The sequence below is a fragment of the Flavobacterium sp. RSSB_23 genome (genome assembly GCF_051547145.1).
Lineage (GTDB): Bacteria > Bacteroidota > Bacteroidia > Flavobacteriales > Flavobacteriaceae > Flavobacterium.
Genome location: NZ_JBPTTO010000001.1, coordinates 614,642 through 634,712 on the forward strand (window position 1 = coordinate 614,642; position 20,071 = coordinate 634,712).

Annotated in this window: 24 protein-coding genes; 12 read left to right on the forward strand and 12 right to left on the reverse strand. The window is 33.8% G+C overall.

Annotation, left to right across the window (positions count from 1 at the left end; genetic code table 11):
* Nucleotides 1-33 precede the first annotated feature (33 nt).
* Nucleotides 34-558, reverse strand: coding sequence for a hypothetical protein (locus ACSVH9_RS02840; RefSeq protein ID WP_438062390.1), 525 nt, complete (start codon nt 556-558; stop codon nt 34-36).
* Nucleotides 559-743: 185 nt separating this feature from the next.
* On the opposite strand from ACSVH9_RS02840, the gene ACSVH9_RS02845 reads away from it, so the two are divergent.
* From ACSVH9_RS02845 to ACSVH9_RS02860, 4 genes are all read left to right on the forward strand, one after another.
* Nucleotides 744-1,175, forward strand: a complete 432-nt coding sequence (locus ACSVH9_RS02845; protein ID WP_438062391.1) for an META domain-containing protein — start codon at nt 744-746, stop codon at nt 1,173-1,175.
* A 12-nt stretch (nt 1,176-1,187) separates the two neighbouring features.
* Nucleotides 1,188-1,706: a DUF4251 domain-containing protein gene (locus ACSVH9_RS02850; RefSeq protein ID WP_438062392.1), complete on the forward strand. Its 519-nt coding sequence runs from the start codon at nt 1,188-1,190 to the stop codon at nt 1,704-1,706.
* Nucleotides 1,706-2,794 (forward strand): calcium:proton antiporter, encoded by a 1,089-nt coding sequence (locus ACSVH9_RS02855; protein WP_438062393.1) that lies wholly within the window; start codon nt 1,706-1,708, stop codon nt 2,792-2,794. The genes ACSVH9_RS02850 and ACSVH9_RS02855 overlap by 1 nt, the downstream gene beginning before the upstream one ends.
* Before the next feature lie 73 nt (nt 2,795-2,867).
* Nucleotides 2,868-3,299 (forward strand): copper resistance protein NlpE, encoded by a 432-nt coding sequence (locus ACSVH9_RS02860; RefSeq protein ID WP_438062394.1) that lies wholly within the window; start codon nt 2,868-2,870, stop codon nt 3,297-3,299.
* Nucleotides 3,300-3,362: 63 nt separating this feature from the next.
* Here the strand turns inward: ACSVH9_RS02860 and ACSVH9_RS02865 are convergent, their stop codons facing one another.
* The 4 genes from ACSVH9_RS02865 to ACSVH9_RS02880 form a co-directional block, all read right to left on the reverse strand.
* Nucleotides 3,363-3,809, reverse strand: a complete 447-nt coding sequence (locus ACSVH9_RS02865) for an N-acetyltransferase family protein (protein WP_438062395.1) — start codon at nt 3,807-3,809, stop codon at nt 3,363-3,365.
* Nucleotides 3,810-3,931: 122 nt separating this feature from the next.
* Nucleotides 3,932-4,567, reverse strand: a complete 636-nt coding sequence (gene can / locus ACSVH9_RS02870; RefSeq protein WP_438062396.1) for a carbonate dehydratase — start codon at nt 4,565-4,567, stop codon at nt 3,932-3,934.
* Nucleotides 4,568-4,596: 29 nt separating this feature from the next.
* The gene (locus ACSVH9_RS02875) at nt 4,597-6,228 is read right to left on the reverse strand and encodes a SulP family inorganic anion transporter (protein WP_438062397.1); all 1,632 of its coding nucleotides are present in this window, start codon (nt 6,226-6,228) and stop codon (nt 4,597-4,599) included.
* 72 nt (nt 6,229-6,300) lie between these two features.
* The gene (locus ACSVH9_RS02880; RefSeq protein ID WP_438062398.1) at nt 6,301-6,588 is read right to left on the reverse strand and encodes a hypothetical protein; all 288 of its coding nucleotides are present in this window, start codon (nt 6,586-6,588) and stop codon (nt 6,301-6,303) included.
* Nucleotides 6,589-7,152: 564 nt separating this feature from the next.
* Here ACSVH9_RS02880 and ACSVH9_RS02885 point away from each other — a divergent pair.
* Nucleotides 7,153-8,217: an outer membrane beta-barrel protein gene (locus ACSVH9_RS02885; RefSeq protein WP_438062399.1), complete on the forward strand. Its 1,065-nt coding sequence runs from the start codon at nt 7,153-7,155 to the stop codon at nt 8,215-8,217.
* A gap of 106 nt (nt 8,218-8,323) precedes the next feature.
* Here the strand turns inward: ACSVH9_RS02885 and arsB are convergent, their stop codons facing one another.
* Genes arsB through ACSVH9_RS02905 form a run of 4 tightly spaced genes read right to left on the reverse strand, consistent with a single transcriptional unit; the run spans nt 8,324 to nt 10,861 of the window.
* Complete coding sequence (gene arsB, locus ACSVH9_RS02890; protein ID WP_438062400.1) at nt 8,324-9,388, reverse strand: ACR3 family arsenite efflux transporter; 1,065 nt, start codon at nt 9,386-9,388, stop codon at nt 8,324-8,326.
* Between the two features lie 3 nt (nt 9,389-9,391).
* Nucleotides 9,392-10,006 carry a low molecular weight phosphatase family protein gene (locus ACSVH9_RS02895; RefSeq protein ID WP_438062401.1) on the reverse strand — a complete coding sequence of 205 codons (615 nt, stop codon included), beginning with the start codon at nt 10,004-10,006 and terminating at the stop codon, nt 9,392-9,394.
* 27 nt (nt 10,007-10,033) lie between these two features.
* On the reverse strand, nt 10,034-10,504 hold the full coding sequence (locus ACSVH9_RS02900) for a DUF6428 family protein (RefSeq protein WP_438062402.1): 471 nt from the start codon (nt 10,502-10,504) through the stop codon (nt 10,034-10,036).
* Nucleotides 10,505-10,522: 18 nt separating this feature from the next.
* Nucleotides 10,523-10,861: an ArsR/SmtB family transcription factor gene (locus tag ACSVH9_RS02905; protein ID WP_438062403.1), complete on the reverse strand. Its 339-nt coding sequence runs from the start codon at nt 10,859-10,861 to the stop codon at nt 10,523-10,525.
* Between the two features lie 156 nt (nt 10,862-11,017).
* On the opposite strand from ACSVH9_RS02905, the gene ACSVH9_RS02910 reads away from it, so the two are divergent.
* On the forward strand, nt 11,018-12,601 hold the full coding sequence (locus tag ACSVH9_RS02910; RefSeq protein WP_438062404.1) for an amidase: 1,584 nt from the start codon (nt 11,018-11,020) through the stop codon (nt 12,599-12,601).
* Between the two features lie 69 nt (nt 12,602-12,670).
* On the opposite strand, the gene ACSVH9_RS02915 is transcribed toward ACSVH9_RS02910, so the two are convergent.
* Entirely contained in the window at nt 12,671-13,390 is a 720-nt protein-coding gene (locus ACSVH9_RS02915; RefSeq protein ID WP_438062405.1) for a DUF547 domain-containing protein, read from the reverse strand.
* Between the two features lie 369 nt (nt 13,391-13,759).
* Between ACSVH9_RS02915 and ACSVH9_RS02920 the strand changes: the two genes are divergently transcribed.
* The gene (locus ACSVH9_RS02920) at nt 13,760-14,710 is read left to right on the forward strand and encodes an NAD(P)H-dependent flavin oxidoreductase (protein WP_438062406.1); all 951 of its coding nucleotides are present in this window, start codon (nt 13,760-13,762) and stop codon (nt 14,708-14,710) included.
* A gap of 1 nt (nt 14,711) precedes the next feature.
* Entirely contained in the window at nt 14,712-15,242 is a 531-nt protein-coding gene (locus ACSVH9_RS02925; RefSeq protein WP_438062407.1) for a DUF4442 domain-containing protein, read from the forward strand.
* Here ACSVH9_RS02925 and ACSVH9_RS02930 read toward each other — a convergent pair.
* Together ACSVH9_RS02930 and ACSVH9_RS02935 are read right to left on the reverse strand one after the other, a co-directional pair.
* Nucleotides 15,239-15,799, reverse strand: coding sequence for a DUF6642 family protein (locus ACSVH9_RS02930; protein WP_438062521.1), 561 nt, complete (start codon nt 15,797-15,799; stop codon nt 15,239-15,241). The genes ACSVH9_RS02925 and ACSVH9_RS02930 overlap by 4 nt on opposite strands.
* 151 nt (nt 15,800-15,950) lie before the next feature.
* Nucleotides 15,951-17,159, reverse strand: coding sequence for an aminotransferase class I/II-fold pyridoxal phosphate-dependent enzyme (locus ACSVH9_RS02935; RefSeq protein WP_438062408.1), 1,209 nt, complete (start codon nt 17,157-17,159; stop codon nt 15,951-15,953).
* A gap of 389 nt (nt 17,160-17,548) precedes the next feature.
* On the opposite strand from ACSVH9_RS02935, the gene ACSVH9_RS02940 reads away from it, so the two are divergent.
* The 4 genes from ACSVH9_RS02940 to lpdA all read left to right on the forward strand — a co-directional run bounded on the left by ACSVH9_RS02940 (nt 17,549) and on the right by lpdA (nt 20,052).
* A complete protein-coding gene (locus ACSVH9_RS02940; RefSeq protein WP_298296140.1) occupies nt 17,549-18,007 on the forward strand; it encodes an Lrp/AsnC family transcriptional regulator in 459 nt (152 codons plus the stop codon).
* 50 nt (nt 18,008-18,057) lie between these two features.
* The gene (locus ACSVH9_RS02945) at nt 18,058-18,303 is read left to right on the forward strand and encodes a hypothetical protein (protein WP_438062409.1); all 246 of its coding nucleotides are present in this window, start codon (nt 18,058-18,060) and stop codon (nt 18,301-18,303) included.
* Nucleotides 18,293-18,583, forward strand: a complete 291-nt coding sequence (locus ACSVH9_RS02950; protein WP_438062410.1) for a type II toxin-antitoxin system RelE/ParE family toxin — start codon at nt 18,293-18,295, stop codon at nt 18,581-18,583. The genes ACSVH9_RS02945 and ACSVH9_RS02950 overlap by 11 nt, the downstream gene beginning before the upstream one ends.
* Before the next feature lie 65 nt (nt 18,584-18,648).
* Nucleotides 18,649-20,052 carry a dihydrolipoyl dehydrogenase gene (gene lpdA, locus ACSVH9_RS02955; protein WP_438062411.1) on the forward strand — a complete coding sequence of 468 codons (1,404 nt, stop codon included), beginning with the start codon at nt 18,649-18,651 and terminating at the stop codon, nt 20,050-20,052.
* Nucleotides 20,053-20,071: the final 19 nt, after the last annotated feature.

Sequence of the window (20,071 nt, forward strand, 5' to 3'; positions counted from 1 at the left end):
CTTTGAATTAGATGATTAAGTGGTGTTTTTGGGTTATTTGGATTTCTCTCCTACAAAATTATGATTAGGGGATTTGAAAAGGATATTGAATGTTGTAAGAGTTCCATATATCCTTGTGAGGTATTGTTGTAATTCAATTTTTTCAATTTCTTCTATTTTACTAGAATTGATTTTTTGTTCCATTACTCTTAACCGGTCTCTAACCATAATTATTTTGTGAAAGAATGTATCAATTGGGATTTCTTTAGAAGCCAAGCCCGCTTGTCCGGGTTCTAATATGATTTTGCCTCCTTTCCATTTATCTGCGATGGGAACAATTTCAGAAACATCAGACCATTTTTGCAATAAATTTTTAAGTGTGGTTTCTACTTCATAAAAACTAATTGTGTCAACCTCGTTTTCTGCAGCTTCAATTGTTTCAAACGAACTGTCTAAGGCTATTGTTTCTAATCCAGAATCAATGAATGTTACCCAATATTCTGTAGAGGTCACATTGGTTACAACTCCTTTCCCAAATTGCTCGTGGTTTATTCGAGACCCAATTCCTAGTATTTTCATTTTCCTTATGATTTGTATTAAAATTATATTAAATTTATTGTAAAAAACGAGTAAAATGTTTTCAATGGCACAGTTTTAGTAAATTTACTGAATGGCTAATTGATGCTTTTCAAGCATGACTGAATTTTGTATAGCATCTTTTATATTTTTAATCGAATTATAATAAACACTATAAATATATAATTATGAAAAAAAACAGTTTATTAATCGCGTTTTTAGTTTTGATAATGACAGCATGTAACACTACCAAAAATACAACAAATTCTCCAAACTCTTTACAAGGCGAATGGGTCTTAACATATATTAGCGGTCCACGAATTGCTTTTGATGGTTTGTATCCTGGACAAAAACCCGTTATAAATTTTGATATAGCTGGGCAAAAAGTATTTGGAAAGAATAGTTGTAACTCTTATTCAGGAAAATTAACTATCGATGGAGATAAAATTAATTTTAAAGACAGTAAAATGGCTGTTACAATGATGGCATGTCAAGGAAATGGTGACCGTATATACATGGATATGTTAGAAAAAATTGATAGTTACAGTGTTACTGAAGGAGGAAAAGTACTTACAATGCTTGGAAATGGAGTACCATTAATGCGATTTGAAAAAAAATAAATTACTTTAGATATGAGAAATACATTAAAAATTGCAATTGTACTGTTTGTGCTTGTTTTTTCAAATGGTATATCTGCGCAAGAAAAAACAAAAAAAGAACTCAAAGAGGCTCGTAAAATTGAACAGCAAAAAATAACAGAAGCCCTTGTAACTACTCAAAAGTTTGTTTTTGAGGGAAATAGAGCTTTTCCAACTGGGTATAGAAGTATTGATTTGACAACAAATCCAAACTTTGTAACTTTTGCAAAAGATTTTATAAAAAGTGATATGCCTTTTTTTGGTAGAGCTACTGGCAGTATACCTTATGGAGGTGGTGATGGAGGTTTGAAATTTGAAGGTGTACCTAGTGAATTTTCCATTCAAAAAACAAAGAAGAATTATCAGTTAAAAGCAAAGGTTAAGGATAAAAATGATACTTATACATTGAATTTGACTATTTTCTTTGATGGAGGTGCTTCATTGATAATTAATAGCAATAATAGAGCTAGTATTTCTTACTCAGGAAAAATAATGGCACCACCAGTAAATTGATGAAAAAAGAAATCGCTCCTCATTTGCCATATTGGTCTATAGTTATTCCTATTTTGACTTGCTTTCTTTATCTAGGAAAACCTGTTGAAATGAGTACTATGTTTTTAATCCTTTTGTCTTTTGGATTAATTGGAACCATCTTAGCAGCAGTGCATCATGCTGAAGTTGTTGCGCTAAGAATTGGCGAGCCACTCGGAACGCTTGTGTTGGCTATTGCAATTACCACAATAGAAGTAGCTTTAATTGTGTCTTTAATGCTTGCTGGTGGTGAAGGAACAGCTTTTTTAGCCAGAGATACAATTTTTGCAACAGAAATGATTATAATGACAGGAATTGTTGGTGGATGTTTGTTGATAGGTGGGATTAAATTTAAAGAACAAAATTACGGTTTAGACGGCATTAGTGCTGCACTTACAGTATTAACAGCAATTTCTGTTTTAACTTTAATATTGCCGAATTATACAACAAGTGTTGAAGGGCCTATTTACAATAATGAACAATTAATTTTTGTATCATTTGTTTCTTTAATCTTGTATGGTTCTTTTTTGTTGATGCAGACAGTAAAGCACAGGGATTATTTTTTGCCTTTGGATGCCTCTGACCACGAGGAAGTACATGAGGTTGCTCCAACCAATTGGGTTGGTTATATTAGTACGTTTTTATTAATTATAGCCTTGGCTTTGGTTGTTTTGGTGGCAAAAACTTTGTCGCCAAGCATTGAAAGTGGAATTGATTCTATTGGTGCTCCAAAATCTGTTGTGGGAATCATTATTGCATGTGTAGTGCTTTTGCCAGAAGCATTATCTGCAATTAAAGCAGCTATAAATAATCGCCTGCAGTCTAGTTTGAATTTGGCATTTGGTTCAGCATTGGCAAGTATCGGATTGACAATTCCCGCTGTTGCATTGGTGTCTATTTTTTTTAATTTAGACCTTACTCTTGGAATTGATGTAAAATCAACAGTGTTGTTTATTTTGTCATTATTTATTTTGTCATTGTCATTGCGCACAGGAAAAACCACTATGATTCAAGGGGTTGTTTTACTTGTTGTTTTTTCAGTATATTTATTTATCACTATTGTTCCATAGAATCAGATATTAATTTTAAGTCCAAAACAAGATTCAAAAAGCTATTTTTTTTACCATTATTCTAGGTCTATTATTGTTTTCTTGTAAAAAAGAAAATAAAGAAGCAACAACCAATCTTACTGAAATTAAAGCCGATTCGGTTGCAGGAATGCCAATTGATACTATTCATACTGGCGATAATTCGGAAACCTCATTGGATTGGGATGGAGTATATGTTGGAACAACGCCTTGTGCTAATTGTGAAGGTATAGAAACTGAATTGACTTTAGGAAAAGACAAAACGTTTGTTTTGAAGACCAAGTATATTGGAAAAGGGGCTGAAAAAATTAATACAGAAAAAGGAACTTTTTCTTGGGATGAATCAGGTTCTGTAATTGTTTTGAATGGTTTAGAACATAAGCCTAATCAATATAAAGTAGGTGAAAATCATTTGGTTCAAATGGATATGCAAGGTAAAATAGTAGAAGGAAGTTTGGCTTCCAAATATATTCTTCAAAAAAAGTAAGTCATACTTTTTTGAAATAAAGCTCAACATTTTGATTTAGGTGTTGAGCTTTATTTTTTTATACTATTTGGTTAAAGTTAAATCATAACCGTACAAATGTTCGTCGCGAATAAATCCCATTTTATGATATAAATTTTGTGCCACAAAATTATTTTTAGCTGTTCGAAGACGAATAATGGGTGAGCCAATTTCTAGCGCTAATTTTTTTGTTTCCTCGATTAATTCTCGGGCAGTTCCTTTTTTTCTAATGTTAGAGTCTACGAAAATATCGTTTAGAATTACAATTTTGCTTAGCAATAGCGAAGAAAAGGTAATATAATTTAAAGCAAATCCTATAGCTTTGTTTTGTTCATCAAAAGCCATAAATACAATTGCTTCGTTGTTTTCTAGTCGTTCTTTTAAATAGTTTTTATGCGTTTTGATGTCTGTAGGCTTTTTATAAAAAACCAAATATTGATCGAATAAAACGGTTAATGCATCAAGGTCGTTAAGAGTAGCTTTTCTTATCATAACTGTTTGTTTTTAAGTGGTTTGTTAATAAAAATACAACAATATTTTTGTTTTACAAAATACAAATGCAAAAGGGATATCTGAAAAGATATCCCTTTTGCATTTGTTGAACAGTTATTTACCTAAAATTTTAACTGATACACTTCATCTAAATCTTTGTTTGAGCTAATGTTTACCTGTAAATCGGTTACAAATCCAGAGTTTAAACCATAAACCCATCCGTGTAAAGTAAGTTCTTGTCCGTTTTTCCAAGCTGATTGAACAATAGATGTTTTGGCTAAATCAAAGACTTGTTCTTTTACATTTATTTCTACAAAAGTATTGAATCGTTTATCTTCATCTTGAATTGAGTCAAGGTATTCATTGTGTAATCGGTAAACATCTTTTATGTGTCGAATCCAGTTGTCAATGATTCCAATAGAACTATTGCCCATTGCCGCTTTGATTCCTCCGCAACCATAATGCCCGCAAACTAAAACGTGTTTGACTTTTAAAACATTAACGGCATAATCCAATACGCTTAGCATGTTCATATCGGTATGCACAACCATATTGGCAATGTTTCTGTGAACAAATACTTCTCCTGGTTTAGCGCCAATGATTTCGTTAGCAGGAACTCGACTATCAGAACATCCAATCCATAATAAGGGTGGAGTTTGTCCTTTGGCTAAATCTTGAAAGTAGTTTGGGTCTTTTGCTAACGATTGTTCAACCCATTCTTTGTTGTTGTCTAGTATTTTTTTATAAAAATCCTTCATTTTTGACTGGATAATAAAATTGATATTGATTAAAAAACTTCTTTCTTAATGATTTTGCGTTTTGTAAAATCATAATGTTCTACAGTCACGTGATTGCTATTGTCGGTGTTTTCAAGTCGATATTCGTCTTTAAAGTTCTTTAATTTCACTTTGATGTTTAAATCTTTAGACCTAATTTCTTTGAATTCAGTGATTAAGTCCAAAACATCATGGGCAATATATACGGTGTCTTTTGCATCTATAATCACTTTTGAATTTTCAGGTATTTTGGCTAGAGTTGATTTTATTGCAGCTTTATTAAGAAATGAAACCTCTTGTGCCAAGTCAATATGAATTATATCTCCATCTTCATATTCCTCTTTTCTAAAGCTGTAAGCTCTTTTTAAATTTCCTCTTAATACGAAGATAATACTGATGACGATACCCAAGGCGACACCTTTTAATAAATCAGTAAATACAACAGCTAATAAAGTAGCAATGAATGGAACGAATTGGTATTTTCCGTAATGCCAAAAATGAAGAAAAGTTGCAGGTTTAGCCAATTTATATCCTACTAGTAATAGAATAGCTGCGAGCGTAGCTAGTGGAATTTTGTTTAGAATTGATGGAATGGCTAATACACTTATTAATAGTAAAACACCGTGTATAATGGCGGCCATTTTTGATTTGGCTCCAGCATTATTGTTGGCTGAAGTTCTAACCACTACGGATGTCATTGGCAAACCTCCTAAAAGTGAACTTATCATGTTTCCAATTCCTTGGGCTTTGAGTTCTACATTAGGATTGGTGTATCTTTTTTGAAAATCCATTCTGTCGGCAGCTTCTATACATAATAACGTTTCTATAGAAGCAACAATAGCTATGGTTAAAGCAACAATCCATACCTTTTGATTGGTTATGCTTGAAAAATTAGGAGTGATAATGATGTTTTTGAATTCTTCAAAGGATGTTGGAATGGGTAAAGAAACCAAATGTTCTTTTTGAATAGCCAAAGTGCTTCCGCTTACTGTGAATATTTCATTTAAAATTACGCCTACAACTACAGCGACTAGAGCGCCTGGAATTAGCTTTAGTTTTTTTAGAGCAGGAAGTTTGTCCCAAGTAATTAATATTGCAAGTGAGATAAGGGTAATGACGATTGAACCTAATTGGATATAGTCAAAGAAACCTAAAAGCGAAGAAAAAGTATTGCTTCCGTCGGTTTGAAAAAAAGCCTCATCGCCCTCAAAGTCGGTGTCGTAACCAACTGCATGGGGTAATTGTTTTAAGATAATTATGATTCCTATACCTGCTAGCATACCTTCAATTACATTATTTGGAAAGTAATTTGAAATGCTACCAGCTTTTACAAAGCCTAATAAGAGTTGAATTGCGCCTGCTAAAAAAGCGGCTAATAAAAAGACATCAAAAGCTTTAAAATCTGTTACAGCTGTTAATATGATGGCGGTAAGTCCTGCTGCAGGTCCTGATACACTTATGTGAGATTGACTTAGGTAGCCAACTACGATTCCACCAACGACTCCCGAAATGATGCCGGAAAACAATGGAGCTCCAGAAGCCATTGCTATGCCTAGGCATAATGGTAAGGCGACTAGAAAAACCACTAAGCCAGCGGCAAAGTCTGAGTTAAGATTAGCGAATAAATTTATTTTTTTTGACATTTTATATTGAAATAGGTAATTAATTTTTTTAAAAGTTTTTAGTAAGGTCTAAAAACGGTCGAATTGTATTAATTAAATTTTTCGAGGAGGCGGGGTGTTGATTTTTTGAATAGGGTTGTTAGAAAACAAAAAAACATCCATACGGCTTGTTTTGGAAGATGTGACCGCTGGTTTCTTGGAGATTTCAAGTTTTATTATCTGTTCAAAAGAAGCTATTTTTTTTTCTTCATTAGTGTCATCTTCTTCTATTGCTTCTTTTGCAAAACTAACAGTTGCTTTCTTTTCAATAATCGAAACTATTGAGGGCTTGAATATAAACAAGATGAAAAACACTAATAATAGGGTAGCAAATGGTTTCATGTTTTGCATAATTGAGTGGTAAAAATACATAATTAAATAAAGGAGCGTACAGTTAAGTTAAAAATATAGTAAGTGATGATGGATTTATAGTATAGATTATAGTTTTTAGACTTTATATTTTATTTTGTGGTTTACTCTTTTTGATGCTTTTCTAAAATTGATTAAAAAATTAATTTTTACAAGCACCCCATATTTTTTAGGGGGTATTATTTTGTAAGTATAAATTTTTTTAAAACAAAACCCTTTATTTTATTGGTTTTGTATAACAAAAAGTTAAATTTTGATTCAAACACCCATTATCGATTTTTTAAAAAAAAGCACTTAAAATAGCATATTGATATTATTTTTTATCGAAATTTTTGATTTGATAATTCTTCATTGAAAATGTTAAAAACATCCTTTTTTTTTGGACTACTTAGAAAAAAAGGTAATAAATTCGTCAAAGAAAAAGGAAAAAATACTTACAAAAGATTCTTTCTAAATTTCGATTTTAGCTAAAATCATTATTGAGTACAAAAGAAAAACAATAACCAAATAATTGAAATTTAACCAAAATTAATGCACATGAAAAAAGCCACCTTAATTTTAGCTTTAATGCTTACGTCGAATTTTATTTTAGCACAAGAGGAAGGAACAAAAACACCTCCAGCAACTACTTTTGCAGGTTCTGCAGATGCATATTACAAATACGATTTTGCAAATGACTTTTCAAATAACAAAACAAGTTTTACCAATTCAAGTAATTCATTCGAACTTGGAATGGCTTCTATTGAGGCATCTCATAAGTTTGGAAAAGCCTCTGTATTTGTTGACTTAGGATTTGGTAAAAGAGCTGCTGATTTTTCTTATAATGATACATCACCAAATGATAATGCCACTTTCTTAATCAAACAATTGAATTTTACTTATGAATTCTCAGATAAGTTTAAAATAATTGCAGGTAGTTTTGCTACTCACGTTGGTTATGAATTAGTAGACGCTGTTGATAATAAAAACTACAGTATGTCGTATGCGTTTACCAATGGACCTTTCTTTAATACGGGGGTTAAAGCTCAGTATACTGCTGGAAAATTTGGTATAATGGCAGGGATTACGAACCCAACTGACTTTAAAACCGCATTGGATAGTGGAACAGACCAAAAAACTTACATTGCGCAACTTTCTTATACTGGAGAGACAGGAGCTGTTTACTTAAACTTTACCTCAGGTAGTAATAACCCTGCTTCAGATACTAATGCTACTCAATACGATATTGTGGCTACTAAGAAATTAGGAGATAAAATTGGAATTGGTTTCAATGGAACTTATGCATCATTGAAAAATGATAGTAATGGTTCTTTGGATGCTAATTGGTTTGCCTTAGTTGGTTATGCTAATTATTCTTTCTCAGACAAAGTGAGTTTGGCTTATAGAATTGAATATTTTGATGATAAAGATGCTGCAAAATATGGTTTAGTTGATAATAATGTTTTTGCAAACACTTTGTCTTTAAACTTTAAAGAAGGAAATTTCACTTTCATACCTGAGATTAGATTAGATTCTTCATCAAAAGATTTTTTTACTAAATCAAACGGAAGTGCTACAGGAAGTTCAGGTAATATATTATTTGCAACAACCTATTCATTCTAATTATAATCTATTTTTTTTTCTGTCATGACACTTTTTGTAAAGTGTTGTGGCAGTTTTTTTTTAATACTGCTTGGTTTCAATATGAAATCAAGCAGTATTTTTTTGATTAATTAGTAAAGTACTTTTTTCTAAACCAAAAAGCTAAATTAACCAATGCGATTAATGCTGGAACTTCTACTAATGGTCCAATTACACCTGCAAAGGCTTGCCCGCTATTGATTCCAAAAACTCCGATGCTAACAGCAATGGCTAGTTCAAAATTATTTCCTGTAGCAGTAAAAGCAATGGCAGTAGCTTTAGAATAATCTGCGCCAAAATACCTGCCAGCAAAAAAACTAAGAACAAACATCAGGCTGAAATAAATTACTAATGGAATAGCAATTCGGATTACATCTAGTGGTATCTGAACAATTAATTCACCTTTAAGGCTAAACATTACAACAATTGTAAATAATAGTGCAATTAGCGTAACAGGAGAAATCATTGGTATGTATTTTTTGTCAAACCACTCTTGTCCTTTTATAGAAATTAAAAGATATCTACTTATGATTCCTAATGCAAATGGAATTCCTAGGTAGATACCAACACTTTCTGCAATTTGACCAATACTTATAGAAACATCAAAGCCTGTGTAGCCAAAATAAGGAGGAAGTACTGAAATGAATAGATAGGCATATACGCTGTACAATAAGACCTGAAAGATGCTGTTTAAGGCAATCAATCCAGCAGCATATTCTCGGTTTCCGTCTGCCAAATCGTTCCAAACCACGACCATTGCAATACACCTTGCTAAACCAATTAATATAACACCAATCATATATTCAGGATAACCATTTAAGAAAATCAATGCCAAGAAAAACATCAAGATTGGTCCGATAATCCAGTTTAAGAACAATGAGGTTCCTAATACTTTAGTGTTTTGAAAAACCTCGTTTATTTTGCTATAGTTTACTTTGGCTAGAGGAGGATACATCATAATTATTAGTCCAATGGCTAATGGAATATTTGTGGTTCCACTCGAAAAGGAATTGATAAAAGTGCTACTCGAAGGGATAAAATACCCAATACTTACACCTAAAGCCATAGCTAAGAAAATCCACAGCGTTAAATTTTTATCTAAAAAACCAAGTTTTTTTCTAGTAACAACAGGTGTGCAATTATTTGCTGACATAAATTATAAGGATTTAATTTGACTAAAAACATACAAGAATTCGGTAGCAATTTGCGTGCTTCTTTCCAGATATTTTTCTGTTTGAAGCGGGGTGTTGTCAAAAGCTTTTGGGTCATCAAAAGTGATTGGAATTCTTTTTTCGGCTCCTGCAATAAATGGACATCCGCCATCAGCTTGTGAACAGGTTAAAATTGCGGCAAAGTCGCTTTGAGGATTAAAGTCATCCTCGTATCTTTTTGAAAATCCAATTATAGGATGGTCATTAGTATTGTATTTTATAGCGTAAATAGGATTGTCTCCTTCACTGATGATTTTTACTTCAAATCCTGTGTTTACTAGTGTTTTGGCTACTTTTGGGAATAAGGCAGTTGCTTCTGTTCCGCCAGAATAACAAAATACATTTTTTATATTGTAAAATGAAGCTGCCGTTTGAGCCCAAACTTGAGACAAATGGCTTCTTCTAGAATTGTGGGTACAAATGAAGTTGAGACGAATAGTCAGTTCGCTATTAACTTTTGATTGGATGAACTGAATTAGCGGTGCTAAAACCTGTTTTCTTTCCTCGGAAATGGTTTCAAAACTGACTTGGTCTATAGTTGATTTAATTTTTGGAAACATACAATAGAATTTAAAATTTGAGATGTATTAGCAACAACTGCCTCCTGGAATACAAGAGTTTTTTGAAGTAGTAAGTTCTTGTAGAGAAATATGTTGTTTTTCGGCTGGAATGCCACAATTATCTTGTGCTAAACAATTGGTTTGTTTGCTAAGTAATAAAAAATGCTTACCATTGAATCCTAAATCATACTTCCCGATAGTTTCGTTTTGGTATTCCACTTCGATTTCTAAATCTTCGATTCCAAGTACTTTTTCGGAGAGATGGATGATGTTTAGTAGTTTGCTTGGTTTTAGACGGTGATTGGTATCATTAGCATTCCATAATTGAAAATTTGCTACCTTTCCCTCACGGACAGTTCCGCCGCAATCGATAAATTTTTTAGTAATAATGCCAACCTCGGTTACATGAAAATGAATGGGTACCATTTGTCCGTTGGGTAAACTAAAGTTAACATCCTCTAGTTTTTCTAAAATCGTTTTTACTTCTGAAAGTTTCATAATTATTTTTTTTAATGATTAGCAACAAGATTCGTTGGAGGGACCAGCGGTTGATTTACAGGTTAAGGTTTCAAAAAAAGTCTTGATTTTTTCAAACCCTTCCTTGTTAATGCAATAGCAAATGGCATTCCCTTCAATGTTTCCTTTTATGAGTCCAGCATTTTTTAGTTCTTTTAAATGCTGAGAAACTGTAGGCTGCGCTAGTGGAAGTTCATTGACGATGTCTCCACAAATACAAGACTTAGATTCTAATAGGAATTCTAAAATAGCAATTCGAGCTGGATGCCCCATAGCTTTGGCCAAAAGAGCAATTTGATTTTGATGCTCTGTAAAATGTTCTGTCTTTGATGCGCCCATTGTTATATTTTAATATCGCAATATTACGATAATAAAATCAATTTAATTTCATTTTCAAAATAAAAATTTTCAAGGCATTTTGTCTTAGATGAATTTAATAATTAGACAGTGGTATTTCTTTTTTTTCTATTTTTATTAAAAATTAAAACTAAAAACATGAAAAAAACTGTCTATACTTTAAAATTTGTTTTGCTTTTAATAGCTGTTTGTGTTCAATGGAATCAAGGGATGCATGCTCAAAAGAAAACAGCGGTGGTTTTAAACGATGCAATAGATATTACTACTTTGCAAGAAGGTTATAGAAAAAAAACATACTCGATTGAAGATATTACTCAAGCTTATTTAGACCGAATTCAGGCTGTAGATAAAAATGGTTCTCAATTGAATTCCGTTTTAACCATTAATACAGATGCTATTGCAATTGCCAAAGCTTTAGATAAAGAATTGAAAGCTGGAAAATGGAGAGGGCCTTTGCATGGTGTTCCAGTTTTGCTAAAAGATAATATTGATACCAAAGATAAAATGCCTACTACAGCTGGTTCTAGAGCTTTGGCTAATTCATTTCCTTTACAGGATAGTTTTGTGGCACAAAAATTAAGAGAAGCCGGTGCGGTAATCATTGGTAAAACGAATTTAAGTGAATGGGCCAATTTTCGTGGAGCGCCATCTACTAGTGGATGGAGTGGTTTAGGCGGTCAGACCAAAAATGCCTATGATGTCACTCGAAATCCTTGTGGCTCTAGTTCGGGTTCGGCGGTTGCAGTTGCGGCCAATTTGGCTTTGTTTGCCATAGGAACAGAAACCAACGGTTCGATTGTTTGTCCTGCACATGCCAATGGAATTGTTGGGCTTAAACCTACAGTAGGTTTGATTAGTAGGGGAGGTATTATTCCAATTTCTTTTACTCAAGATACGGCTGGTCCTATGACGAGAACAGTCAAAGACGCTGCGATTGTTTTGGGTTGGCTCACAGGTGTTGATACTAGAGATAGTAAAACTGTTGCAAGTGCAACTATGGCTGTCAAAGATTACGCTAGTGCTTTAGATGCTAATAGTTTGAAGGGTAAGCGCATTGGTGTCTATGTTGGCGTTAACGGTAAAAACAAAGAAGTTTATGTGCTGTACCAAAAAGCCATTGAAGACATGAAAGCTCAAGGGGCTACTTTGGTCGAAATTCCTGAAATTACTCCTGAAGAAATTGATATGCAGTCTTTTACTGTGATGTTGTATGAATACAAACAAGGTCTGAATGATTATTTTAAATCATTAGGACCAAATGCAGCCATAAAAAGTGTAGCTGATTTGATTGAGTTTAATAAAAAAGATGCCGTGGAATTAAAACACTTTAACCAATTGTATCTTGAAATGGCACAATCAAAAAACGATTTAAGTACTGAAGAATACAAAAAAGCTTTGGAAGCAATGCGAATAAATAGTCAAGAAAAAGGAATTGATAAAGTAATGAATGATTTTAAATTGGACGCGATTATTGCTCCTACTGGGACTCCAGCTTGGGTAACGGATTTGAAAAATGGCGATAAATTTACATTTGGTACTTCAGGACCTGCGGCACATTCGGGTTATCCAAGTATTACAGTGCCTATGGGTTATGTAGAGGGTTTGCCTGTGGGAATTTCTTTTGTAGGCAAAGCATGGAGCGAAGCCGCTTTGTTGAATTTGGCTTATGCTTATGAACAAAACACAAAACACCGACATGCTCCGAATTTAGCAGCTAATTAATCCAATGTCATTAAAAAAAATGGCAGTTCAATACGTTGAACTGCCATTTTTTTTATGCTGAATTAGAAATTATTTTCCATTCAATGACCAGTCATAAGCACGAGTCATTACTTTATAGGTAGTTTCTATTCTTTTTTCTAAAAAGATATTAATGAAGTCAATTTCGTTAAAATAACCTGTTACAAAATCACCTTTGTATGTTTCGAACATTTTAGGTAATTCAATAGAATTGGTGTTCTTAAAAATTCTGTAAAAATCTTTGTCGTTAATGTACAACTTAGCACGTTGTTTTATTTGGTCGTTCACTTGTTCTGGTGTATAAGCAGCATTCAAAAGTGGAGCATCGCCATTGGTACCTTTACACAATACAAAATGCACTCCAGCATCAGCAATGATTTCTCTCAAAATCGTATTTTCAATGTCATTAAGAGTCAATTCTTGTTTGGCTACAATAAACGTTCTTTCATTAAAAAAACCAGGGATGGTATTTACAGAAACAATAGGAAGTTTTTCAACCACTGCTTTAATTACTAATAAGTTGTAAGCATTTATCCAGAAAGCTTTAGCTTCTTCTTTGGTTTTAAATTCTGTTTTTAACTTTGAAATATTGTCCAAAATATAAATTAATTCTCCGGGACTTTTCTTTAGTTGAGCGTAATTTACTTTTCCTTCTGCTGAAACATTTTTCTTCAAAAACTCATTAGTTTGTTCGAAGAAATCATTTAAAGTTTGTGCTTGTGAATAAGAGGTAATGATTAAAAATGAGACAAGTAGTAAAATTTTCTTCATATAAATTTGGATTTTCTTGGTTTTGGTTTGGTATAAAACAATTACGAATAATTGAGCAAATAAACTAATTTTTTTTGAACAAATTATTATTAATTTGATATAATATTTTGCACTCCAATCAAAAGGATTTTTTGGCTATTGCGTATCTGTTTTTAAATTTATTTTTTTGTTGAAGTATTGTTTTTAAAATTCTAAAAATGACTCACAATTATGATAGTTTTGCTTCGTTTTGACATCAGATAGTGAATTGATTTTTTTTATTTTTTCTTTTTTTGGTGCGATGTAAACGAAATCGATTTCATTTATTTTGTATGCATGCATAATATATCGTTTTCTTTTTCTATTTTTGATTCCAATAAAATCTATAGTATGGAAAAACAGTCTTTACAATCACTTTTGCAAATCACTCATCCAGTGATTATGGCTCCTATGTTTTTAGTTTCTAATACTAAAATGGTAATAGAAGGAATGAAGAGTGGAATTGCAGCTTGCATTCCAGCATTGAATTATCGTACGCTCGAGGAGTTGCGAACTTCTATCATTGAGTTAAAACAAGCCAAAGTTTCCGGAGGTAGTTTTGGATACAATTTAATTGTAAATAAGTCTAATGTAAAGTACAAAGAACAACTACGTGTTTTGTGTGAAGAAGGTGTAGATTTTATCATAACTTCCTTGGGTTCACCTGAGGAAACAATTGCTGAAGCTCACAAAGTTGGTATCAAGGTTTTTTGTGATGTTACGGATTTGGCTTTTGCAAAAAAAGTAGAAAGTTTGGGTGCCGATGCCATTATTGCTGTAAACAATCAAGCGGGCGGTCACCGTGGAAATATAGACCCAGAAACCTTAATAAAATTATTGAATGAACAAACAAGCTTACCTGTAATTTCTGCTGGTGGAGTAGGAAGCAAAGCCGATTTGGATAAAATGCTTGGCTATGGTGCAGTTGGTGTTTCGGTTGGAAGTCCGTTTATCGCTTCGGATGAAGCTGGGGTTTCTAAGGAATACAAACAAGCCTGCGTTGACTATGGTGCCAAAGATATCATTATGACAGAACGCATTTCAGGTACTCCGTGCACAGTAATCAATACCCCTTATGTGCAAAAAGTAGGTACAAAACAAACTTGGCTGGAAACACTTTTGAATAAAAATAAGAGTTTGAAAAAATGGGTAAAAATGATTCGTTTCTATATTGGAATGAAAGCTACTGAAAAAGCAGCGACTCAAGTAACTTACAAAACCGTTTGGGTTGCTGGGCCTAGTATAGAAGATACTACCGCTATTTTACCAGTTCAGCAGATTGTTCAAAAATTGGTTGGTTAGTATGTACGAAAAGATTTATTTGGTTTTAAACCGATTTGTTGAGAAGTCAACCTTGTTTAAGGTATTGTTCAATTGGTCACCAATGTACCGAAGAAGTTGTGGAAAAATTATTTTTGTTTCAAAAGATTTGCATACCGTTCGCATCAAGATTCCTTTGAGTTATAAAAACAAAAATTATGTAGGTTCCATTTTTGGCGGAAGCTTGTTCGCTGCAACCGACCCAATATATATGATTCAGCTTATGCAGATTTTAGGAAAAGACTATGTGGTTTGGGATAAAGCCTCTGTTATTCGATTCCGTAAACCTGCTTTCAGTGTAGCTTATGCTGACTTTCATTTCACCAGTGATGAAATTGCCGAAATTCAACAAAAAGTTGCTGAAGAGAATGAGGTAAATTACGTCAAACAATTGTTGATTACGAATGCCAATCAAGAGGTGTTTACAGAGTTGGAGAAAACCATTTACATCAGTAGCAAAGCCCATTACAAACAAAAACTACAAAAGAAGAAATCCACAAAAGAATCTTCTTAATAGTACAACCTAAAATCCAAAAGCTGACACAAAGCGTATTGTTTTTCGAACAATCTTTCGACTACGTCCGTAATGTCGTCTTCCTTTTGGCACAAATCAAAAAAAGTTTTGTCGAGTAAATGACTACTTGTTTGAGTCGAGGCTAATCCATAACCCGAAACAGCTCTGGCTCCCGTAATATCCAAAAAGTATTGGGCTTCTTCTTCATCTAAGTCCAATACTTTTGCATTGGCAAAGTGAATGATTTTGCCCTTCATTTTGCCTTCAAATAGTTCTGCAATTTCTTCCAAACTATAAAAGTAATCGTTCAAGCAAATAGAATTGGCTTCTCCTGGCATCACCAAATAAATGATTTCATACGCTTGAAAATTATTGTCGTCATAAAGCAAGGTACTCAAGCTTTCTTCAAGACCTTCAATCGTGTCACAGGTCTTGTAAATACTGGTTAAACCTTGCTCAAAAGCCATTTTTTCAAGGTTTTTAATTACGGCTGTTTCTTGTTCAATTGCTGTGTCAGGAACTCCTTCTAGGCAGAAAATAAACTTTTCTTGGTGCATAACATGGTATATAAATGTCATACAAAAATATTCTTTCTTTTTTGGATTCAGATTTTTGTGGGCAAATATTCTTGTTTCAAAAGGGTGCTTTTTTATCAAAAAAAAATCCGTCACGGTAAGTAACGGATTGGTTTAAAGGGTTCAAGCAAGTTTATAAAACATTCAATTCTTGCATACATTTTTTCATACTTTGGTAGGTTCTTTCGATATCGTTGTCAAGTCCAATAGAAAAACGAATCAATCCATCGGTTAGTCCCATTTCGGCTTGCTCTTCTAATGGGATTTCGCTTGATGTTGAGGTGCCTGGCGCACTAAATAAAGTTTTATAAAAACCTAAACTCACAGCCAAATAGCCAAGATTACGTTCTTGCATCAACTCCATCAAAGCATTAGCAGTCGCTAAATTTCCAACATCAATAGTCATCATTCCACCAAAACCATATTCAGGATTAATCATATTTTTGTACAGTTGATGACTCGGGTGACTGGCTAAACCAGGGTAAACCGTTTTTAAACCCTCTTTTTCAAATCGTTCAGCCAAATATTGTGCGTTGTAGCTGTGTTGCTTCATTCTGATATGAAGTGTACGCAGGTTTTTCATCACGCTAGCGGAGCGAAGACTGTCCATTGTAGGTCCCAAAAGCATACTTGCGCCTGTGTTTACATTTTTCAAACTATTGATAAATTCGCGACTAGCACAAGTTACACCACCAACCGTATCGCTACTTCCATTGATGTATTTAGTCAAACTATGAATCACAATATCTGCTCCCAAACGGGCAGGAGAAACTGAAAGTGGCGAAAAAGTATTGTCCACCACCAAAGTCAAATTGTGTTTTTTGGCGATTGCAGACAATCCCGCAATATCGGCTACTTCTAGCAACGGGTTACTTACCGTTTCGCAATACAATACTTTGGTTTTTGTTGTAATCGCTGCTTCAACTACCTCCAGTTTTGTGATGTCTACAAAGGTCGTTTCAATGCCTAAGCGTGGCGTAAAGTTTTTAAGAAAAGCATACGTTCCGCCATAAATCGTGCGGCTGGATACAATATGGTCGCCCGCGCCACACAATTGCAAAAGAGTAGGCGTAATCGCTCCCATTCCCGAAGCTGAAACGTTGGCCGCTTCCGTACCTTCCATTGCAGCTAGTGCTTGGTCCAAATACAAGTTACTAGGCGAGGAGTGACGCGAATACAAATAACAACCTTCCATATTGCCTTCAAAGGTGTCAAACATCGTTTTGGCAGATAAAAAAGTGTAGGTAGAAGAGTCCGATATTGAAGGGTTTACGCCTCCAAATTCCCCAAAATACTGTAAATCCTGAATATTATCGGCTGGATTAAAATCGTTATTTTTCATAGTCTATATTTTGATTAGTTATTATTTTCATTAGGAGCTCATCCCGCTATCCGCTATATCTTTGCCTTTTTAAAGGAAAAAGGCAAAGGATGCCGCTACTATCGGGGCTAGGCTTTTTGTTAAGAACCACGCCAAAATAAAGAATAGGTAGATTATTAATCAATAGTGAGTGGTAATTATAGTTTTTTAATCTAGATTATAATCTATATAAAGATTATATCTCTATTTTTGTGTTTCAAATCCTGTGTTAATAGATTTTTTTTCATATCAAAAACAACCCCAAAAAACCTAAAATCTAAATCAAAAATTCCAAATTCCAAATTCCAAAACCTTAAACTTTTAAACCCAAAACTTTTAAACTTTAAACCTTTAAACCCTTAAAAAATGCTATGACCTTAGACACAATCGATAAAAAACTTTTGGTTTTACTCCAAACCGATAGTAAAAAAACAACCAAAGAGTTGTCATTAAAACTTAATCTTTCGGTAACGGCGGTTTATGAGCGCATCAAGAAATTAGAGAGGGAAGGCATCATTAGTAAGTATGTTGCCCTAGTAGATAAATCCAAAATAGAAAAAGGCTTTGTTGTTTTTTGTCATTTGAAATTGGTACAACACACCAAGGAATTCCTCACCCGATTCGAAAACGAAGTGGTGCAATTGCAAGAGGTCTTAGAATGCCACCACGTGAGTGGCGATTATGATTACATCCTCAAAGTTTTAGTAAAAGATATGGAAGCTTATCGCGAGTTTTTGGTGACCAAACTCACCACGCTTCAACACATTGGTAGTACTCAAAGTACCTTTATGATTAGCGAAGTAAAGAACACCACGGTTATTGGTTTTTGATGCACTATTGTATTTGAAAAAAAATTATATTTGAGGGTAAAATTAATGCAATGAAAACTAAAGAGCTGCGATATAAACTCATCGAAGATTTTGGTAAAATTATTCAAGATGACACTAAATTAGAGGTTTTAGACCTTTTCTTTGAAGCCCTTTCTAATGAGGAGTCGGATTCAATCGTACCAGATGCCCATTATAATTTGATTGCAGAAGAAAGAGAAAAGTATGTTTTAGGTTCAATTTCTTCTGACTCTTGGGAGGATGTTGAAAAAAGATTGAAACTAAAATATGGTTTTTAAAGTTCTCCTTCTTCCTCTGGCTGAAAAAGAAATTAATGAGTCTATTGATTTTTATGAGAGTAAACGTAAAGGATTAGGAAAGGAATTTCTAATTCATTTGACAAGCTACATCAAAATATTAAAAGTATATCCTCATATCTGTGCCATAAAGAAGCTACCGCACTATAGAGAATTACCATTAAAAAAGTTTCCATTTGTAATTATATTTGAAATAAGTCAAAATGAAGTTATTGTTCATTCTGTATTTCATACCTCAAGAAATTCACACAAAAAACCTTAAAAATTAACGTTTAAACAAAACTTTATTCCTTAATTTTGACGCACAAAAAAATAAATCAACACACTATGAGTTCATTTGACGTAGTCATTATAGGTTCTGGTCCTGGAGGATATGTGTCAGCAATTCGTTGCGCACAATTAGGTTTCAAAACCGCAATTATCGAGAAATACTCCACACTTGGAGGAACCTGTTTAAATGTTGGATGTATTCCATCTAAAGCGCTTTTAGCTTCTTCACATCATTATGATGAAATTAAACATTTTGCCGATCACGGAATTGAACTTTCTGGTGAGGTTAAAGTGAATTTAGAGAAAATGATTGCTCGCAAACAAGCAGTTGTCGATCAAACTTCTGGAGGTGTTCAGTTTTTGATGGATAAAAATAAAATCACAGTTTTTAACGGTTTGGGTTCTTTTGTAGACGCGACTCACGTTGCGGTTGCCAAAGCTGACGGAACTTCTGAAACTATTGAAGCCAAAAATATCATCATCGCAACAGGTTCTAAACCTTCTTCTTTGCCTTTTATCTCAATCGATAAAGAAAGAATTATTACTTCAACCGAAGCTTTAAAATTAAAAGAAGTTCCTAAGCACCTTGTAATTATTGGTGGAGGTGTAATTGGAATTGAATTAGGGCAAGTGTATTTACGTCTAGGTGCGCAAGTATCTGTTGTGGAATTTATGGACAGAATCATTCCAGGAATGGATGCTTCATTGTCTAAAGAATTGACAAAAGTCCTTAAAAAACAAGGAATGAAGTTCTATACTTCTCACAAAGTACAATCGGTAGAAAGAGCTGGTGATGTAGTAACCGTGAAAGCTGAAAATGCTAAAGGGGAAATCATTACTTTAGAAGGAGATTACTCTTTAGTTTCTGTAGGTCGTCGTCCTTATACTGAAGGATTGAATGCAGATAAAGCGGGTGTTAAAATCTCTGACAGAGGACAAATCGAAGTGAATGACCATTTGCAAACATCTACTCCAAACATCTACGCTATTGGTGATGTGGTGCGTGGCGCGATGTTGGCTCACAAAGCTGAGGAAGAAGGTACAATGGTAGCGGAAATCTTAGCAGGTCAAAAACCACATATCGATTATAATTTAATTCCTGGTGTTGTCTACACTTGGCCAGAAGTTGCTGCTGTTGGACAAACAGAAGAACAATTAAAAGCGGCAGGAGTAGCCTACAAAGTGGGTAATTTCCCTTTCAAAGCTTTGGGTCGTGCACGTGCTAGTGCAGATTTAGATGGTTTTGTAAAAATCCTTGCTGATGCGAAAACGGATGAAGTTCTTGGTGTTCATATGATTGGAGCTAGAACAGCCGATTTGATTGCAGAAGCAGTTACTGCTATGGAATTTAAAGCTTCAGCCGAAGATATCTCTAGAATGTCACACGCGCATCCTACTTTTGCGGAAGCGATAAAAGAAGCGGCATTAGCTGCTACAGATAATAGAGCGTTACACGTATAAGAATATAATTTCCAAAAAT

Coding starts and splice junctions, on each gene's coding strand:
- ACSVH9_RS02840 (WP_438062390.1), bottom strand. CDS start 558: ATGAAAATACTAGGAATTGGGTCTCGAATAAACCACGAGCAATTTGGG.
- ACSVH9_RS02845 (WP_438062391.1), top strand. CDS start 744: ATGAAAAAAAACAGTTTATTAATCGCGTTTTTAGTTTTGATAATGACA.
- ACSVH9_RS02850 (WP_438062392.1), top strand. CDS start 1,188: ATGAGAAATACATTAAAAATTGCAATTGTACTGTTTGTGCTTGTTTTT.
- ACSVH9_RS02855 (WP_438062393.1), top strand. CDS start 1,706: ATGAAAAAAGAAATCGCTCCTCATTTGCCATATTGGTCTATAGTTATT.
- ACSVH9_RS02865 (WP_438062395.1), bottom strand. CDS start 3,809: ATGATAAGAAAAGCTACTCTTAACGACCTTGATGCATTAACCGTTTTA.
- can (WP_438062396.1), bottom strand. CDS start 4,567: ATGAAGGATTTTTATAAAAAAATACTAGACAACAACAAAGAATGGGTT.
- ACSVH9_RS02875 (WP_438062397.1), bottom strand. CDS start 6,228: ATGTCAAAAAAAATAAATTTATTCGCTAATCTTAACTCAGACTTTGCC.
- ACSVH9_RS02880 (WP_438062398.1), bottom strand. CDS start 6,588: ATGAAACCATTTGCTACCCTATTATTAGTGTTTTTCATCTTGTTTATA.
- ACSVH9_RS02885 (WP_438062399.1), top strand. CDS start 7,153: ATGAAAAAAGCCACCTTAATTTTAGCTTTAATGCTTACGTCGAATTTT.
- arsB (WP_438062400.1), bottom strand. CDS start 9,388: ATGTCAGCAAATAATTGCACACCTGTTGTTACTAGAAAAAAACTTGGT.
- ACSVH9_RS02895 (WP_438062401.1), bottom strand. CDS start 10,006: ATGTTTCCAAAAATTAAATCAACTATAGACCAAGTCAGTTTTGAAACC.
- ACSVH9_RS02900 (WP_438062402.1), bottom strand. CDS start 10,504: ATGAAACTTTCAGAAGTAAAAACGATTTTAGAAAAACTAGAGGATGTT.
- ACSVH9_RS02905 (WP_438062403.1), bottom strand. CDS start 10,861: ATGGGCGCATCAAAGACAGAACATTTTACAGAGCATCAAAATCAAATT.
- ACSVH9_RS02910 (WP_438062404.1), top strand. CDS start 11,018: ATGAAAAAAACTGTCTATACTTTAAAATTTGTTTTGCTTTTAATAGCT.
- ACSVH9_RS02915 (WP_438062405.1), bottom strand. CDS start 13,390: ATGAAGAAAATTTTACTACTTGTCTCATTTTTAATCATTACCTCTTAT.
- ACSVH9_RS02920 (WP_438062406.1), top strand. CDS start 13,760: ATGGAAAAACAGTCTTTACAATCACTTTTGCAAATCACTCATCCAGTG.
- ACSVH9_RS02925 (WP_438062407.1), top strand. CDS start 14,712: ATGTACGAAAAGATTTATTTGGTTTTAAACCGATTTGTTGAGAAGTCA.
- ACSVH9_RS02930 (WP_438062521.1), bottom strand. CDS start 15,799: ATGCACCAAGAAAAGTTTATTTTCTGCCTAGAAGGAGTTCCTGACACA.
- ACSVH9_RS02935 (WP_438062408.1), bottom strand. CDS start 17,159: ATGAAAAATAACGATTTTAATCCAGCCGATAATATTCAGGATTTACAG.
- ACSVH9_RS02940 (WP_298296140.1), top strand. CDS start 17,549: ATGACCTTAGACACAATCGATAAAAAACTTTTGGTTTTACTCCAAACC.
- ACSVH9_RS02945 (WP_438062409.1), top strand. CDS start 18,058: ATGAAAACTAAAGAGCTGCGATATAAACTCATCGAAGATTTTGGTAAA.
- ACSVH9_RS02950 (WP_438062410.1), top strand. CDS start 18,293: ATGGTTTTTAAAGTTCTCCTTCTTCCTCTGGCTGAAAAAGAAATTAAT.
- lpdA (WP_438062411.1), top strand. CDS start 18,649: ATGAGTTCATTTGACGTAGTCATTATAGGTTCTGGTCCTGGAGGATAT.